This window comes from Macrococcus bovicus, from assembly GCF_030376725.1.
In the GTDB taxonomy this organism is placed as follows: Bacteria; Bacillota; Bacilli; order Staphylococcales; family Staphylococcaceae; genus Macrococcus; species Macrococcus bovicus.
Genome location: NZ_CP128470.1, coordinates 1,248,263 through 1,264,766 on the forward strand (window position 1 = coordinate 1,248,263; position 16,504 = coordinate 1,264,766).

Annotated in this window: 12 protein-coding genes and 1 other RNA gene; 3 read left to right on the top strand and 10 right to left on the bottom strand. The window is 48.1% G+C overall.

The genetic code is table 11. The annotated features are described in order from the left end of the window. Positions 1-6: 6 nt before the first annotated feature. From alaS to QSV55_RS06865, 5 genes are all read right to left on the bottom strand, one after another. A complete protein-coding gene (gene alaS, locus QSV55_RS06845) occupies positions 7-2,625 on the bottom strand; it encodes an alanine--tRNA ligase (protein WP_289649601.1) in 2,619 nt (872 codons plus the stop codon). Positions 2,626-2,855: 230 nt separating this feature from the next. Further along, a complete protein-coding gene (gene recD2 / locus QSV55_RS06850) occupies positions 2,856-5,219 on the bottom strand; it encodes an SF1B family DNA helicase RecD2 (RefSeq protein WP_289649602.1) in 2,364 nt (787 codons plus the stop codon). Positions 5,220-5,221: 2 nt separating this feature from the next. Continuing rightward, complete coding sequence (locus tag QSV55_RS06855; RefSeq protein WP_289651062.1) at positions 5,222-5,884, bottom strand: tetratricopeptide repeat protein; 663 nt, start codon at positions 5,882-5,884, stop codon at positions 5,222-5,224. Positions 5,885-5,934: 50 nt separating this feature from the next. Continuing rightward, positions 5,935-7,047 carry a tRNA 2-thiouridine(34) synthase MnmA gene (gene mnmA, locus QSV55_RS06860; protein ID WP_289649603.1) on the bottom strand — a complete coding sequence of 371 codons (1,113 nt, stop codon included), beginning with the start codon at positions 7,045-7,047 and terminating at the stop codon, positions 5,935-5,937. 2 nt (positions 7,048-7,049) lie between these two features. Further along, positions 7,050-8,195 (bottom strand): cysteine desulfurase family protein, encoded by a 1,146-nt coding sequence (locus tag QSV55_RS06865; protein WP_289649604.1) that lies wholly within the window; start codon positions 8,193-8,195, stop codon positions 7,050-7,052. A gap of 132 nt (positions 8,196-8,327) precedes the next feature. Here QSV55_RS06865 and QSV55_RS06870 point away from each other — a divergent pair, with 132 nt between their 5' ends. Then, positions 8,328-9,215, top strand: a complete 888-nt coding sequence (locus tag QSV55_RS06870; RefSeq protein WP_289649605.1) for a nuclease-related domain-containing protein — start codon at positions 8,328-8,330, stop codon at positions 9,213-9,215. A gap of 207 nt (positions 9,216-9,422) precedes the next feature. Next, the gene (locus QSV55_RS06875; RefSeq protein WP_133450842.1) at positions 9,423-10,418 is read left to right on the top strand and encodes an LLM class flavin-dependent oxidoreductase; all 996 of its coding nucleotides are present in this window, start codon (positions 9,423-9,425) and stop codon (positions 10,416-10,418) included. A gap of 27 nt (positions 10,419-10,445) precedes the next feature. On the opposite strand, the gene cymR is transcribed toward QSV55_RS06875, so the two are convergent. Further along, entirely contained in the window at positions 10,446-10,865 is a 420-nt protein-coding gene (gene cymR, locus QSV55_RS06880; protein ID WP_289649606.1) for a cysteine metabolism transcriptional regulator CymR, read from the bottom strand. Positions 10,866-10,949: 84 nt separating this feature from the next. Here cymR and QSV55_RS06885 point away from each other — a divergent pair, with 84 nt between their 5' ends. Beyond that, entirely contained in the window at positions 10,950-12,209 is a 1,260-nt protein-coding gene (locus tag QSV55_RS06885; protein WP_289649607.1) for a replication-associated recombination protein A, read from the top strand. A gap of 78 nt (positions 12,210-12,287) precedes the next feature. Here QSV55_RS06885 and QSV55_RS06890 read toward each other — a convergent pair whose 3' ends face one another. From QSV55_RS06890 to hisS, 4 genes are all read right to left on the bottom strand, one after another. Beyond that, positions 12,288-13,061, bottom strand: coding sequence for a tRNA threonylcarbamoyladenosine dehydratase (locus QSV55_RS06890; protein ID WP_289649608.1), 774 nt, complete (start codon positions 13,059-13,061; stop codon positions 12,288-12,290). A 96-nt stretch (positions 13,062-13,157) separates the two neighbouring features. After that, a non-coding RNA gene (ssrS, locus tag QSV55_RS06895) (6S RNA) lies at positions 13,158-13,345 on the bottom strand. A gap of 42 nt (positions 13,346-13,387) precedes the next feature. Then, positions 13,388-15,163, bottom strand: coding sequence for an aspartate--tRNA ligase (gene aspS / locus QSV55_RS06900; protein WP_289649609.1), 1,776 nt, complete (start codon positions 15,161-15,163; stop codon positions 13,388-13,390). Further along, positions 15,163-16,425: a histidine--tRNA ligase gene (hisS, locus tag QSV55_RS06905; protein ID WP_289649610.1), complete on the bottom strand. Its 1,263-nt coding sequence runs from the start codon at positions 16,423-16,425 to the stop codon at positions 15,163-15,165. The genes aspS and hisS overlap by 1 nt, the downstream gene beginning before the upstream one ends. Positions 16,426-16,504 lie beyond the last annotated feature (79 nt).

The following is a 16,504-nucleotide window of genomic DNA, read 5'->3' on the forward strand; positions in this document are numbered from 1 at the left end:
GATAAATTATAGCGATTTAATGTGTTCTTTAACAAACTGTAATGCTTCTGTCACTTTAGAAGGGTCGTTTGAGCCGCCTTGCGCAGAATCAGGACGGCCTCCTCCTTTACCGCCTGTCACACCGGCCACACCTTTAATCAGGTCGCCGGCTTTGACACGGTCCGTTAAGGATTGAGCAACAGTGGCCATATAGCTGAGTTTATCTGATTTTGCAATCAGGAAGATCACTGTATCCGGCAGCTTAGACTTATAGTCATCCATCAGATCACGTAACGCCTTCGCGTCAGCCGCTTCGACTTCCAGCGCTAAAGTCCGGATGCCGCCTAAGTCTTCAGTCAGTGTCGTAATATCGCCGACCTTCAAGTTCGTCAGTTCACGTTTCGTATCTGCAAGCTCTTTAGTCAGCTGTCTCTCTGTCTGAACGAGTTCTTCCACTTTCGCTTCAAGCTGGTCTGCATGTTTCACTTTTAATGTCGCAGCCAGCTGATCTGCCACTGCTTCAAAGTGAGTAAGGAATTCAAAGGCCGCCTGACCGGTTACCGCTTCTATACGTCTGACGCCTGCACCTGTGCCTGATTCTGAGACAATCTTGAACAAGCCGATTTCTGAAGTATTCCGTACATGGACACCGCCGCACAGCTCAATTGAGAAGTCGCTCATTTCGACAACCCGAACCACCTCACCGTACTTCTCTCCGAACAGTGCCATCGCGCCTTTTTCTTTCGCTTGTGCAATCGGCATCTGTTCAATCACGACAGGAATATTCCCCCAGATCTTCTGATTGACAATCGCTTCCACCTGCTTCAGTTCTTCTTGTGTCACCGGACCGAAGTGTGAGAAGTCAAAGCGCAGACGGTCTGGTGTCACGAGTGAGCCCGCCTGATTGACATGCGTGCCAAGCACTTGTTTCAAGGCTGCGTGCATCAAGTGAGTTGCACTATGGTTTTTGATGATAGAGTGGCGGAATTCAGGGTTGACGTTCGCCAGGACTGTCGCCCCCCGGTGTACACGGCCGAATTTGACCGTTCCCGTGTGTAAATTCTGGCCGTTCGGCGCTTTAACGACCTCTGTCACTGCAACTTCAAAGTCATCATGGCTGACCAGCCCGGTATCCGCAATCTGACCACCGCTTACTGCATAGAAAGGCGTCTCCCGCAGGACAAACTGGATGACGTCGCCGCTTTCGGCTGAATCCGTGAGGACGCCGTCAACCAGAATATCTTCTATTTCTGTCGTTGCTTCCAGAGTCTCATAGCCCACGAATACACTTGGTGTCGTGATATTAGCAAGCGTTTCATTCTGTACCTGCATACTTTGCGTCTGCTGACGTGATTCGCGGGCACGCGTCCGCTGTTCAGCCATTGCGCTTTCAAATCCTGCATGATCGACTGTCAGGCCGCTCTCTTCAGCCAGTTCTTCTGTCAGCTCAACCGGGAAACCGAATGTATCATACAGCTTGAAGACATCTTCACCTTTCAGTTCACCCTCTGCCGTCTCCTTCAGACGATTGAAATGGATTAAACCTTCCTCCAATGTTTCATGGAAACGGTCTTCCTCAGATTTAATGACCCGTTTGATGAAATCTTTCTGTTCTTCGACTGATGGATAATAAGCTTTCATGATGGCAGCCACGATATCAACGAGCTGATACATGAACGGTTCATTGATGTTCAGCTTCTGAGCGAAACGGACTGCACGGCGGAGCAGGCGACGGAGGACGTATCCTCTTCCTTCATTCGATGGCAGTGCCCCGTCACCAATCGCAAAGGCTACTGTCCGGATATGGTCTGCGATAACTTTGAAGGCGACGTCCTGATCTTTATCCACACCATATGAACGGCCAGAAATGCGCTCTGTCTCCTGAATGATCGGCAGGAAGAGATCGGTGTCAAAGTTCGTCGGAACATTCTGCGAGACGCTCGCCATACGTTCAAGTCCCATACCCGTATCAATGTTCTGTTTCGGCAGTGGTGAATACGTATGGTCCGGATTATGGTTGAACTCAGAGAAGACCAGGTTCCAGATTTCCAGATAGCGCTCATTTTCGCCGCCCGGATACATTTCTTCAGCCGGATCGTCCTTGCCGTATGCTTCACCCCGGTCATAGAAAATCTCAGTATTCGGTCCAGAAGGCCCTTCACCGATATCCCAGAAGTTGCCTTCTATGCGTGTGATACGGTCGTCTGTCAGTCCGATATCGTTCACCCAGATATCGTAGGCTTCTGTGTCTTCCGGATGAATGGTCACATACAGTTTTTCCGGCTCAATGGCCATCCATTTCTCACTCGTCAGAAATTCCCAGGCAAATGCCACTGCTTCCTTCTTGAAGTAATCGCCGATAGAGAAGTTGCCGAGCATCTCGAAGAATGTATGGTGACGTGCTGTGAAGCCGACGTTCTCAATATCATTTGTCCGGATTGACTTCTGCGCATTCGTGATTCTCGGGTTCGCCGGAATCACTCTGCCATCAAAATATTTCTTCAGCGTCGCAACCCCTGAATTGATCCAGAGAAGGGTATCGTCATCAATCGGTACGAGTGGTGCTGATGGTTCTATCATATGTCCTTTTTCTACAAAGAAGTCTAAATACATCTGTCTGATTTCTGCTGCTGTTAAACGTTTCATCCAATCTCTCCCTTAAAATAAAATACACGTCCATCCCTCAGAAAGGGACGAACGTGTTCGCGGTACCACCCTAGTTATGACCAAGTCATCACTCATAGTTCTATTCGTTTACACTGTATAAGCAGCGTTCAGAGCTTCCTGCATGCCTCTCACCAGCCGGCATGTCTCTCAAGTTCAGCGTCGCTCCTACTCCTCTTATACTGAATATCTAAATTATATGAATTTCATCGTCATGCGTCAACTGTTTCATAGTCATAGGGAGAAATCCCGTCCATATTGATCATCGGTGAAATCAGATGCATATTCTCTGCCGTCATCTCACCGACCGGGATATCAGTTTCCTCGCTGCCGAAGTAATCCCGCAGATGCATAGCGAAGGACGTCATGCGCTCGAGACCCATCCTCTGGATCCCGTCCTCAAAAGCCTGGCGTTCCCCGCAGAGAACAAGGGATTGTCTGGCACGCGTCAGACCGGTGTAAAGGATGTTTTTCTGCAGCATGCGGTAATAGGCTTTGACGACCGGCATAATCACAATCGGAAATTCAGAGCCTTGAGCCTTATGGATGGAACAGCAGTAGGCGTGGGTCAGTTCAGTGAGATCCTGTTTCGTGTAGGTCACCTCATTGCCGTCATAGTCCACGATGACGACATCCTTGTTCAGCGCATTTTCTGCTGCCATAAAAATACCGACCACCTCACCGATATCACCGTTGAAAACATTATCTTCCGGCCGATTGACCAGCTGCAGCACTTTATCGCCCTCCCGGTATACGACATCACCGAACTCGAGCTCCCGTTTGTCCTCTTCTTTCGGATTAAGAATCTGCTGCAGCTCCTTATTCAGGAATTTGATGCCTGCTTTACCTTTGTAGATAGGAGCCAGCACCTGGATGTCCCGCATGTCATAGCCCTTATCCACAGCCTTTGAGACCACCTGATTGATAACAGAGGGAATCTGCTCCGTTCGGCATGGTATAAATGAACGGTCATTGTATCTCGCCGAAATATCAAAGGGCTGATTCTTCTTGATCTGATGGGCAAGTTCAATGATCGATGAGCCTTCCTGCTGACGATAGACCTCCGCAAGTTCAACCTGCGGCATGATCCTGGAATCAATCAGGTCACGGAAGACCTGGCCCGGCCCAACTGACGGCAGCTGATCCTGGTCACCGACAAAGATGATCTGGCAATCGTTCGGCACGGCACGCATCAGCTGGAACATCAGCCACGTATCGACCATCGACATCTCATCAATGATGACAAGCTTCGCCGATATATCGTTTTCCAGGATATCATCCGGTTTATTCTCACGAGTCCAGCCGATCAGCCGGTGGATAGTCGTCGCCTCCAGACCAGTGGATTCTGACAGACGTTTAGATGCACGTCCTGTCGGTGCTGCGACAGCGACAGGAAAATCCGTGCCTTCATAGTCCTTATAGTCAAGGCTGAGACCATGAAGTTCAGCATATAGATTCACAATCCCGCGTATCACTGTCGTCTTTCCGGTCCCTGGCCCCCCGGAGAGAATCATCATCTTATGACTCATCGCTGTCTCAAGTGCCTCACGCTGTTTTTCAGCATAAGTCACATCGAACTGCGCCTCCAGTTCACCGATTGCGAGCAGCACTTCTGACTGCTCAAACTGCTTGACCTTATCCTCTGTCTGATGCAGACGGTGCAGAATCTGGACGGTCTTCACCTCCGAAAAGAAGAGACTCGGCATGTAGATACGGTTCTGGTCATTCACCACTATCTTTTCCTCACTGAGTTCAGTCAGCTTGTTGACGAGTAGACCGGAATCAACGTCTTCGCCTGAAGCGGTCAATATATGATACGCTGCTTCCAGTAAAGCCTGTTCCTCAACATAGGTATGGCCATTCTGCAGACATGCCTGCTCCAGTGTAAAGACAAGTGCCGCACGCAGCCTTTCGGGGTGACTGCCTGCAATGCCCAGTTTTCTGGCCAGTTCATCCGCTTTCGTAAAACCAATCCCCTGAATATCCATCACAAGCTGATAAGGGGACTGCTCGATGACTTTCAGCGTCTCTTCTTTATAGAACTGAAAGATTTTCATCGCAAGCTGCGGGCCGAAACCCCACTCGTTCAGTCGGATCATCGTCTTCTCAATGGCCTGATTTTCACTCACCGTCCGGTAGATCATCTCCTGCTTATCCTTCGAGAGCTTCGGTACCCGGTTCAGGACTTCCTTATCATTCATAATCTGTGTCAGGGCATCTTCTCCGAGCGTATCCACAATCTGCTGTGCGAGCTTCTTCCCGATCCCCTTGAACAGATCGCTCGACAAATAATGGATGATACCTTCTCTTGTCTGCGGCATATCTTTCTCAAATTTGTCAGCGGAGAGCTGTTTACCATACTTGGCATGCGTGACTATCTTGCCTGTAAATGTATAGGTATCACCTTCTCCGATATGCGGCAGATAACCGGTGACCGTCGCTTCCTCGTCAAAGTCTTCATTCGATTCCAGGACTTCTACTTTCAGCACGGTATAATAATTGTCTGCATTCTGAAAAAGAAGACGAGTGACTGTGCCTTTAATATAGGACTGTTCGAATAAAGACATGTTCTCCAATCTTAACCCTCCTTCAATTGCTCAAACATCTTAATGGCATGCCCGGCCAGCAGATGATCCGGCTGCAGTTCAGTGATCTCCCGAAAACTGTCAAGCGCCTGTTCGATGTCCTCATCCTGCATATAACGGGCAAGTGCCAGATTATAGCGCGCATCTGTATGGTCAGGCTCTTCTGCCAGCACTTCAGTCAGAACAGTCACTGCCTCACTGTACATTTCGAGCTGACAGAGCACAAGCCCGTACTGAAAACCGACTTCAGTGTCAGCGGGTTTCATCTCATAGCTACGCATCAAATAAGGCATCGCTGTCTTAAAATCACCCAGATTGACAAACGACATACCGAGCATATAGAACGTATCTGCATCCTCCAGTCCGTGCGCCACGGCTTTCTGATACAGTGTCGCCGATTCCTGATAGCGTTCATGGTTGAAGTAGATATTGGCCAGTCCATAATAAGCGCCCCCATGCGTCTCGTCCAGCGTCAGCGCCTTCTGGAAGAAGCGTTCCGCTTCTTCCAGCTTGTTGGCATCCGCGAGAATGGTGCCCGCATTGATATAATGATTGGCTTCTGCCGGTTCTTCATCTATCGCCTTAAACAGCAGTTCCAGTGCTTTGTCGTATTGTTTGCTTTTGATCAGTTCTACTAATATTCCGTCGTTCATAATACCCTCCATTTTCCTGCCATTATATCAAAAAAAGAAGACTTTCGTCTTCTTTATATGACATATGTGAGCTGTCCTGAATGTTTATAGACCTCATCAATTGTCGCCCCACCGAGACAGACGGCGTCCTCATAGAAGACAACTGCCTGACCAGGCGTGATAGCCCGTACGGGTTCTGCGAATGTGACTTTCAGCTGAGTAGCTGAAATCTTCTCCACTGTCACTTTCGTATCCTGCTGACGATATCTGAATTTCGCCGTGCATTCAAGCGACGTTGTGAAATCCACAGCATTGACAAAACTGAAATCAGAGGCGATCAAGTAATCACTGTACAGTGAATCATGATGGAATCCTTGTTCAACGTAGAGAACATTTTCTTCAAGATTCTTACCCGCCACAAACCACGGGTCACCGTCGCCCCCTATACCTAGACCGTGACGCTGACCGATCGTATAATACATCAGACCTGCATGTTCACCCATCGGTTCGCCGCTCAGTGTCACCATGCGGCCGCTCTGTGCAGGCAGATACTGACTGAGAAAATCCTTGAAATTACGTTCACCGATGAAACAGATGCCTGTCGAATCCTTTTTCTTCGCTGTCGCCAGATCATTTTCTGCGGCAATACGACGGACCTCAGACTTTTCCAGATGTCCGAGCGGGAACATGACGTGCTTCAGCTGGTCCTGTGATAACTGATTCAGGAAATAAGTCTGATCCTTGTTTGAATCTTTCCCCCGCAACATTTCCACATGTCCGTCATCATGACGTCTGATCTGGGCATAATGACCGGTCGCCACGTAATCTGCGCCGAGCTTTAAGGCATGGTCGAGGAACGCCTTGAACTTGATTTCTTTGTTGCACATCACGTCCGGGTTAGGAGTGCGTCCCTTCTTATATTCATCCAGGAAGTAAGTAAATACTTTGTCCCAGTACTCTTTTTCAAAGTTGACGGCATAATACGGGATACCGATCTGATTGCAGACGGCGATCACATCTTCATAGTCTTCCGTCGCTGTACAGACACCATTTTCATCCGTATCATCCCAGTTTTTCATAAAAATACCGATAACATCGTAGCCTTGTTGTTTCAGAAGCAGTGCGGTCACTGAGCTATCGACACCGCCGGACATGCCGACGACGACTTTTGTGTTTTCATTTGTCATGTTTATTCGCTTCTTTCTTTATTCATTTCGTATATTTTAAGGAGCTGATCGGCGATATAGTCGATTTCTTCCTCCTTCATCGCATAGCTGAAACTGAAACGGATCGACTGTTTCGTCCGTTTATCTTCTCCGAACATAGCGGTCAGCACGTGTGAGGGTTCAATCGAGCCTGCCGTACAGGCTGACCCGCTGGAGACATAGACCCCTGCCATATCAAGCAACGTCAGCATGATCTCAACGTCGCTGAACGGAAAGTACAGATTCGTGATATGCGGCAGCTGCATATTCTTGTTGCCGTTCATTTCAAAGGGGATAGTGCGCTCCTGCAGTGCGTTCAGGAAATATTCCTTCAGCTGCATCAGTCTGACATTCCGTGCATCCATGTCTGCTGCGGCAAGCGCAAGGGCCGTCGCCATTCCTTTGATCAGGGGCACATTTTCAGTACCTGCGCGGCGCTTCGTTTCCTGGGAACCGCCCAGCTGCTGAAATTCAAGTTCTGTCCCCTGTCTGATGTAGAGAAGACCGATGCCTTTTGGGCCGTAGAATTTATGTGCGGTCAGACTGAGAAGGTCGACGCCCAGTTCTTTCACATCAAGCGGCAGATGGCCAGCTGTCTGGACTGCATCTGTATGAAAATACGCCTGATGGTCTTTCAGAAGCCCCGAGATTTCGTCGATCTGCTGTATAGACCCTACTTCATTGTTACCGAACATGATAGAGACGAGAATCGTATCCGGTCTGAGCGCCTGCTCTAATGAGTCGATATTCACTTCACCGTAATCATTGACGGACAGATAAGTGACGTCGAATCCTTCCTTCTCCAGATGCTGAAAGACATGGAGGACTGAATGATGCTCGATCTGCGAGGTGATGAGATGTCTGCCGAGATGCTGGCGTTTATAAGCGGTCCCTTTGATCGCAGTGTTATTCGATTCTGTCGCACCGCTCGTGAACATGATTTCCTTCGGCTCTGCATTCAGTAAGCCAGCTATTTCACGTCGTGCACTGTCGACGATATGACGTGCCGCCCGCCCCGTCTTATGAATGGATGATGGATTGCCATAAGTGTTCTCATATACTTCCATCATCGCCGCACTGACTTCGGGTGCTACAGGTGTTGTTGCTGAATAATCTGCATAAACTTCCATCTCAAGAAGACCTCCTTTTTTTCAATACTCTATATTAGCATCGTTTGAATGAAATTACCACATTATGAAACTTTACAAAAATTAATAAATAATTCCGTGGATTCTTAACGATTATTGAATGGAGGTGTTTTTTTGAAACGGAAACTTTTAATGCTGGAGCTCTTACATAGCCGTGCTGAAACAGATGTACGCCAGCTTGAAAGAGAGCGTAAAGGTATATCAGGCGAAAAGATGGTGAGAGAGCTGATCGATGAAAAGATGGTGTTAGAGGACGTGACTTTGGAGATTGACGGGTCGATTATTCAGCTGGATTTTATAGTTATTGCCGCAGAACGGGTGACTGTTCTGGAGGTGAAACATCATTCCAGCGACTATGTAATCCGTGAGAATATCTGGTATTTCAATGATGGTCAGCAAGCTTCAAATCCTTTCTATCAGCTTGAACGTACTCGTGGACTGATGGAGAAATATTTGAGGCAACGCGGGTTCAGAGTGCCTGTCTGGGGGTTTATCGTCTGGACAAATATAGCGAGTCATGTTTATGGACTTAAGCAGGATGACCCTTTTATGACACCAGGTAAACTGATGCGTTATATGAGTGAGAATCTGTTTAGAGCGGATTTAATGTTAAGGGATATGATTGATAGAGACAGAATGCGGGTGTCTCCTTTTGACAAAATAGAACTGGACACTAAAGAATTGGCGTCTGGCCTTCACTGCCTGAAGTGTTTTTCACTGGAGGTGAAAAGGACAAGGAAAACTGTTTTGTGTACGAAGTGTCAGTATTCTGCCTCTACATCAGAAGTGGTTAAAGCGCATATCATTTACTACTGCCTGCTATATGATAGAACAAACTTTCAGATTAAAGACATAATGACTTTTACTGGTGAACTGATCAGCCTGCGAACGCTGCAGACATGTATCGGTCAGTTAGTTGAAACCGGGATATTATGTAGAATCCATCGTACAGAGTTTCAGTTGCTGCACATGGAAGAGCTGATCAGAAGGATAAAGGATTGAAACCGGATTCTCGCGCTAAATGAAAAGTCATTAAGCGTGTGAGCTCAGCTTCGCGCCAAATGAAAAGTCATTAAGCGTGTGAGTTCAGCCTCGCGCCAAACCACATGCTCATTCTGCGCGACAGCTCATCCATAAGCATATCTATAACGTCTACCACCCTCTAAATGCTAAAATTGTCTTAGCCATTTTCAGAAAGAAGGATAAAACATGCATACAATCAATGTTCCCGTTTCAGTTCTCAATCTAGCACCTATCAGAGCAGGTGAAGATGCGAAACAAGCCATTGACAATGTGGTTGACCTGGCGCAGTACGTTGAGGAGCTCGGCTACAATCGATTCTGGATTGCGGAGCATCATAATACACCGAACCTTGCGAGCTCTGCCACTGTCATTTTAATCAACCAGGTGCTGAATCATACACAGTCTATCCAGGTGGGTGCAGGAGGGATTATGCTGCCCAATCACGCGCCCCTCGTGGTCGCTGAACAGTTCGGCACGATGGAGACTCTCTTCCCGAACCGCTTAAACCTCGGTCTGGGTCGCGCACCCGGCACTGATATGCTGACAGCAAGTGCACTTCGCCGTAGCCAGCACGATTCTGTCCATACCTTCCCGGATGATGTCGCTTCTCTTCTCCAGTATTTCGGACCTGAGGAGACACAGGGATATGTCAGAGCCTATCCGGGTGCTGATACGAATGTACCCGTCTTCATCCTCGGCTCATCAACAGATTCCGCGCATCTCGCTGCACGTATGGGCCTGCCTTACGTCTTTGCCTCTCATTTTGCGCCTGAACAGATGCGGGAAGCCATTGCCATTTATCGCAATCTCTTCACTCCGTCCAAATATCTGGCTGAGCCCTATGTCATGGTAGGAATGAATGTCATTGCCGCTGAAACAGACGAGGAAGCGGAGTTTCTCTCTTCCAGCATGCATCTGATGTTCCTCAGTATCATCAGAAATGCCAGACAGCCGATGCAGCCCCCGACTGATCAACTCGATGCCATCTGGAGTCCGCAGGAAAAACTGATGGCCATGTCACGGACCACCACGAGTCTGATTGGTTCGAAAGCAACCATTAAACGGCAGTTCGAAGCCTTCCAGCAAGAATATCAGGTCGATGAAATCATCGCCGTCTCCTATATTTATGATCAAGACAAACTGAAGCGCAGCTACCAGATCTTAAAAGAAATCACTTCATAAAAAAACGGCTCAGAACTGAGCCGTTTTTTAAATATAGTACATATAACCCTCTATCACTTCTTCAGCGCGGTGGTTCATCAAATCTTCAAGCGTTGTACTATCCAGCACCTCTTTTACCGCATCACGAATCTTGATCCACAGCTGCTGCTGGGCAGGCGGTTCATCTTCCAGCGTCTCAACAAGCGTAATCGGCCCTTCCAGCAGCCTGATCACATCACCTGCTGTAATGTCAGATGGTGCTTTCATCAGTTGGTAGCCCCCTTTTGCGCCTCTAATGCTGCGGATCAGGCCGGCATTGCGGAGCGGACCGACCAGCTGTTCCAGGTAAAGGTCACTTAACTCATTTTCTTCTGCGATAGTTTTCAACGAGATGGCACCTTCACCGTACCGCTTGGCCAGGCTGATCATCAATGTCAGGCCGTATCGACCTTTTGTAGAAATTTTCATGCATCTTACTCCTTTTCCTCTCACAATCAATTTTAACACATCTCATCTCAAAATAAGGTAATATTTATATAAAGGAGGCACGTTATGGAACCATTAGCCTATAGAATGAGACCTCAGAATATCGACGATGTCATCGGTCAGCAACATCTGGTCGGTGATAAAGGAATCATCAGAAGAATGGTCGACGCCAGAAGACTATCTTCCATGATTCTTTACGGACCGCCTGGTACCGGTAAGACCAGTATTGCACGGGCCATTGCCGGCTCGACCGCGGCCAAGTTCCGTCAGCTGAATGCGGTGACAGATACTAAAAAAGATTTGCAGATAGTGGCAGAAGAAGCAAAGATGTCCGGCCAGGTCATCCTCCTGCTCGACGAAATTCACCGGCTGGATAAAGCTAAGCAGGATTTTCTTCTCCCTCACCTGGAGAATGGCAGAATTATTTTAATCGGTGCCACCACTTCCAACCCTTATCATGCCATCAACCCCGCCATCCGGTCACGCACACAGATATTTGAACTGACCGCTTTGACACCGGAGGATATACGCAGCGCACTCAACCGTGCACTGACCGACAAAGAAAACGGCTTCGGCCATAAGGACATTCAGATAGATGACGCCGCGCTCGACCATTTTGTCCAGGCATCCGGCGGCGATGTCCGAGCCAGTCTGAACGCTCTCGAGCTTGCTGTGCTGTCTGCTGATGAACCGATTCATATCACACGCCAGGACGCTGAAGATTGTCTCCAGAAATCGTCCTTTAACTTCGATAAAGACGGCGACTTTCATTATGATGTGATGAGTGCATTTCAGAAATCTATCCGGGGGAGTGATGTCGATGCAGCACTCCACTATCTCGCACGACTGATTGAAGGTGGCGACCTGCCGACCATCGCAAGACGGCTGCTCGTCATCAGCTTTGAAGATATCGGGCTCGCCTCTCCCCAGGCTGCTTCCAGAACCCTTGCTGCAATAGAGGCGGCAGAACGGCTCGGTTTTCCGGAGGCCCGCATTCCACTCTCGCAGGCGGTCATAGAGCTCTGTCTGAGCCCGAAATCCAATTCAGCTATCACAGCCATAGACCGCGCGCTCAGTGATGTCCGTAAAGGTCTGTCTGGTGATATCCCGAAACATCTGAAGGACGGCCATTATCAAGGTGCGAAAGACCTCGGCAATGCTACCGGTTACTTATATCCTCACAACTACGAGGGCGGCTATGTTCAGCAGCAGTATCTGCCCGACAAGCTGAAGAATAAGACCTATTATGAGCCCAGAGAGACCAGTAAATCCGAGCAGCAGTTCAAACAGATTTACGATAATATTGTCAGACAGAAAAAAAAGTGACAGCTGTCACTTTTTTTCATTAGGCAGCCTTTATCTAGAGGCCCATGCCAGTTCTTGAATAAAATTAAGTCCTCAAGTTTATTGTTGGCCTTTATCTTTAACGCGTGTCACCGGAATGTCTTTTAAAATATCATTGACCACATAACTCGCACAGATCAGACCGACTACACTAGGCACAAATGCATTGGAGGATGGCGGCATCTGCGCCTTACGAATCGCTGCATCCGGATTACCGACATAACGCTTCACATCCTCACGAATCACAATCGGGCTTTCATCAGAAAAGACGACCGGAATGCCTTTTGTGATCCGCTCCTTCTTCAGACGTGTACGGATGACTTTCGCCATTGGATCTGTATGGGTCTTAGAGATATCAGCAATCTTAAAGCGGGTAGGGTCGGTTTTGTTCGCTGCGCCCATACTCGAAATGATTTTGATGCCTCGCTTCAGACATTCCTTCATCAGGTGAATCTTGTAGACGATGGTATCAGAAGCGTCAACGATGTAATCAATAGGATAACTGAAAAGCTCCTCGTAAGTCTCTTCTGTATAGAACATATGCATCGGTGTGACTTGACAGTCCGGATTGATCAGCTTGATACGTTCTTCCATCAACGTCACTTTCGACTGACCCACTGTTGTCGTCAAAGCATGCAGCTGACGGTTGACATTCGTGATATCCACATCATCCTTATCAATCAGAATAATATGGCCGATGTTCGTTCTGGCCAAGGCCTCTGCCGCAAATGAGCCGACACCGCCGACACCTAGAATGGCAACGGTCTTACTCTTCAGGAGATCAAGGCCTTCTGTCCCATATGCCAGTTCATTTCTTGAAAACTGATGTTTCATTCTATCCCACTCTTTCATTAATATTTCGTCTCTATATCCTACCATATCACTCATATATATGCATAAAAAAATACAGGACCGAAGTCCTGTAAATCGATAATATCCAACTGAGCCGTCATTATTAAGTTGATTATTTTGGCCTGCTATAAACAGGTGGGTGCCCCGTTTCTTACCTTGCACGTCCTCCAGGAGAGGCGTGTGCTCAGCATGAAAACCTATCTGGCTCCCTAATCAAAAGTGTTAGGTCAAAATAGAAAAACAAATGTCGAACTCTTCAGATATTCATCTTATGACTCTATAATAGCACTTTTATTCAGGATTGCAACTTATTTATCTTCCTGCAGATTTAATTTGAGATTAAGTTCCTCCAGCTGTGCCGTATCAACCGCACTCGGAGCATCTGTCAGTAAGCATGTCGCAGAAGCCGTCTTAGGAAAGGCGATGACGTCACGCAGATTAGTGCGTCCAGCGAGCAGCATCACCATTCGGTCAAGACCGAGTGCAATACCACCATGAGGAGGCGCACCGTATTTGAAAGCATTCATAAGGAAACCGAACTGTTTCTCTGCCTCTTCTTCTGAAAAGCCGAGCGCTTCAAACATCTTCGCCTGCATTTCCTGGTCGTGGATACGGATAGAACCGCCGCCCAGCTCATAACCGTTCAGGACGATGTCATAAGCATTGGCCTGCACTTTGTCCTTATCCGTCATCAGCATATCCACATGTTCTTTCTTAGGGGCAGTGAACGGGTGATGGGCTGCGAAATAGCGGCCCGCTTCTTCATCATATTCAAAGAGCGGCCAGTCTATGACCCAGAGGAAATTGAACTGATTGTCATCGATCAGACCGAGCTCTTTGCCCAGTTTATTACGTAAGTTCGCCAGTGCGGCATTGACTACATCCAGTTTATCCGCGACGAATAACACTAAGTCGCCCGCTTCAGCATGTGTGGTCTCCAGAAGTTCAGCCGTTGTGGTTTCATCAAAGAATTTAGCGATCGGACCGTTCAGACCTTCCGCTGTTACTTTGACCCACGCCAGCCCTTTTGCGCCGTAAATCTTGGCAAAGTCCTGCAGGACATCGATATCTTTACGAGAATACTGCTCTGCCGCTTCTTTCACGACAAGCGCTTTGACCGCTCCGCCGTTCTGAACAGCATCCTTGAAGACTTTAAAGTCCATATGCGTAGCCAGGTCATTCAATGTCGTCAGCTTCATGTCAAAACGTGTATCAGGTTTATCAATACCATAGTCACGCATCGCCTCTTCGTAAGTCATACGCGGGAACGGCAGCTGGACGTCGATGCCTTTAACGTCTTTCATGATACGGGCCATCATGCCTTCGTTCATGGCGATCACATCTTCCTGATCAACGAAACTCATCTCGATGTCTATCTGTGTGAACTCAGGCTGACGGTCAGCACGTAAGTCTTCATCGCGGAAACATTTGACGATCTGATAGTATTTATCAAAGCCGCCGATCATTAAGAGCTGCTTAAAGATCTGCGGGGACTGTGGCAGTGCATAGAACTCACCCTCATGCACACGAGAAGGAACAAGATAGTCCCGCGCCCCTTCTGGCGTCGACTTCGTCAGTACAGGTGTCTCCACTTCATAGAAGCCTGACTCATCGAGGTAGTTTCTTACCGCACGCGTGATCTGGTGACGCATGCGGAACGTTTCAGCAAGCGGCGCACGGCGTAAGTCCAGATAACGATATTTCAGACGCACATCTTCAGCGACATCCACTTCTGATTCAATCTGGAAAGGAGGCGTCACCGCTTTATTGATGATATTGATGGCTGTCACCTGCACTTCAATTTTACCGGTCTTGATCTTCGGATTGATGACCGCTGCATCGCGGGCCGTCACCTGGCCACGCACTTCTACGACATATTCAGAGCGCAGTGTCTCAGCCACTTCAAGGGCTTCTTTTGAGAAATCCGGGTTGAAAACTATCTGTACGATGCCTTCACGGTCCCGCAGATCGATGAAAATCAGTCCACCGAGGTCACGGCGTTTCTGTACCCAGCCCTGTAATACGATTTCCTGTCCAATATATTCCTCTGTGACAAGCCCACAGTATGTTGTACGTTTCTCCATTATTTTCTCTCCTTCAAATAAGAGGTCAGTTCCTCAATTTTGACATCTGCCACTTCACCCGATGACATATCCTTCAATTTGACAGTACCGGATGCCAGTTCATCGCCGCCTAATACAAATGTATATTTCACGTTCAGACGGTCAGCCTGCTTCATCTGTGCCTTCATCTTGCGGTCCAGATAATCCATATCGGCCCGGATGCCGCCTGTACGTAATTCAGCAAGCAGCTTAACCGTTTCATTCACTGTTTCCGGCATGGTGACAATAAAGAGGTCAAGCTGCTCATCGACATCGAGCTCTATCCCTTCCGCCTCAAGCGCAAGAAGCAGACGCTCAATACTGAGAGCAAAACCGATCCCTGTTTCACTCGGTCCATCGAGCATTTCGAGGAGACCGTTATAACGTCCTCCACCTGAAAGGGTGGTGATAGCACCGAACCCTTCAGCTCCACTCATCATCTCAAATGCCGTATGCGTATAATAATCCAGTCCGCGGACTAAATTAGCATCTTCAACATACGGGATGCCGAGGCGATCGAGATGACCTTTGACCGCTTCATAGTATTGTTTTGAGTAGTCATTCAGATAATCCGTGATCTTGGGTGCTGACTTAACAGCCGGCTGCTCACGGTCCACTTTACAGTCCAGTATCCGCATCGGGTTGGTATGGAGGCGGTTCTGACAGTCCTGACAGAAGGCACCGATGTGCGGCGTGAAATGTTCAACCAGTGCCGCCTTATATTCCTGGCGTGATTCCATATCACCGATTGAGTTGATGACGAGCTTCAGCGACTTCAGGCCGAAAGAGGAATAGATATGATAGAGCATATGCAGCACTTCCGCATCCACTGCGGGATTCTCTGCGCCGATGACTTCGACACCAAACTGGACGAACTGACGGTAGCGCCCCTTCTGTTTACGTTCATAACGGAACATCGGCCCGTTATAGAAAAGTTTGACCGGCTGATTGGCCTGGCCGTGCATCTTATTTTCGATATAACTTCTGACCACTGCCGCTGTCCCTTCCGGACGAAGCGTCATACTGCGGTCCCCTTTATCCGTGAAAGTATACATCTCTTTTTGGACGATATCTGTCGAATCACCGACGCCTCGTGCGAAAAGATCAGTAGACTCAAAAATCGGCGTGCGAATTTCTTTGTAATTATAGCTTTTAGCGATTTCCACTAAGCGGCGTTCAATGTACTGCCATTTCGGTGTTTCTGCAGGCAGAATATCCTGTGTCCCTCTCGGAATGTTAATCATTATAATCCTCCTTAAAATAGAAAAAGCCCCTTATGCATCATGCATAAGGGACGAATCGACCGTGTTGCCACCCTAATTG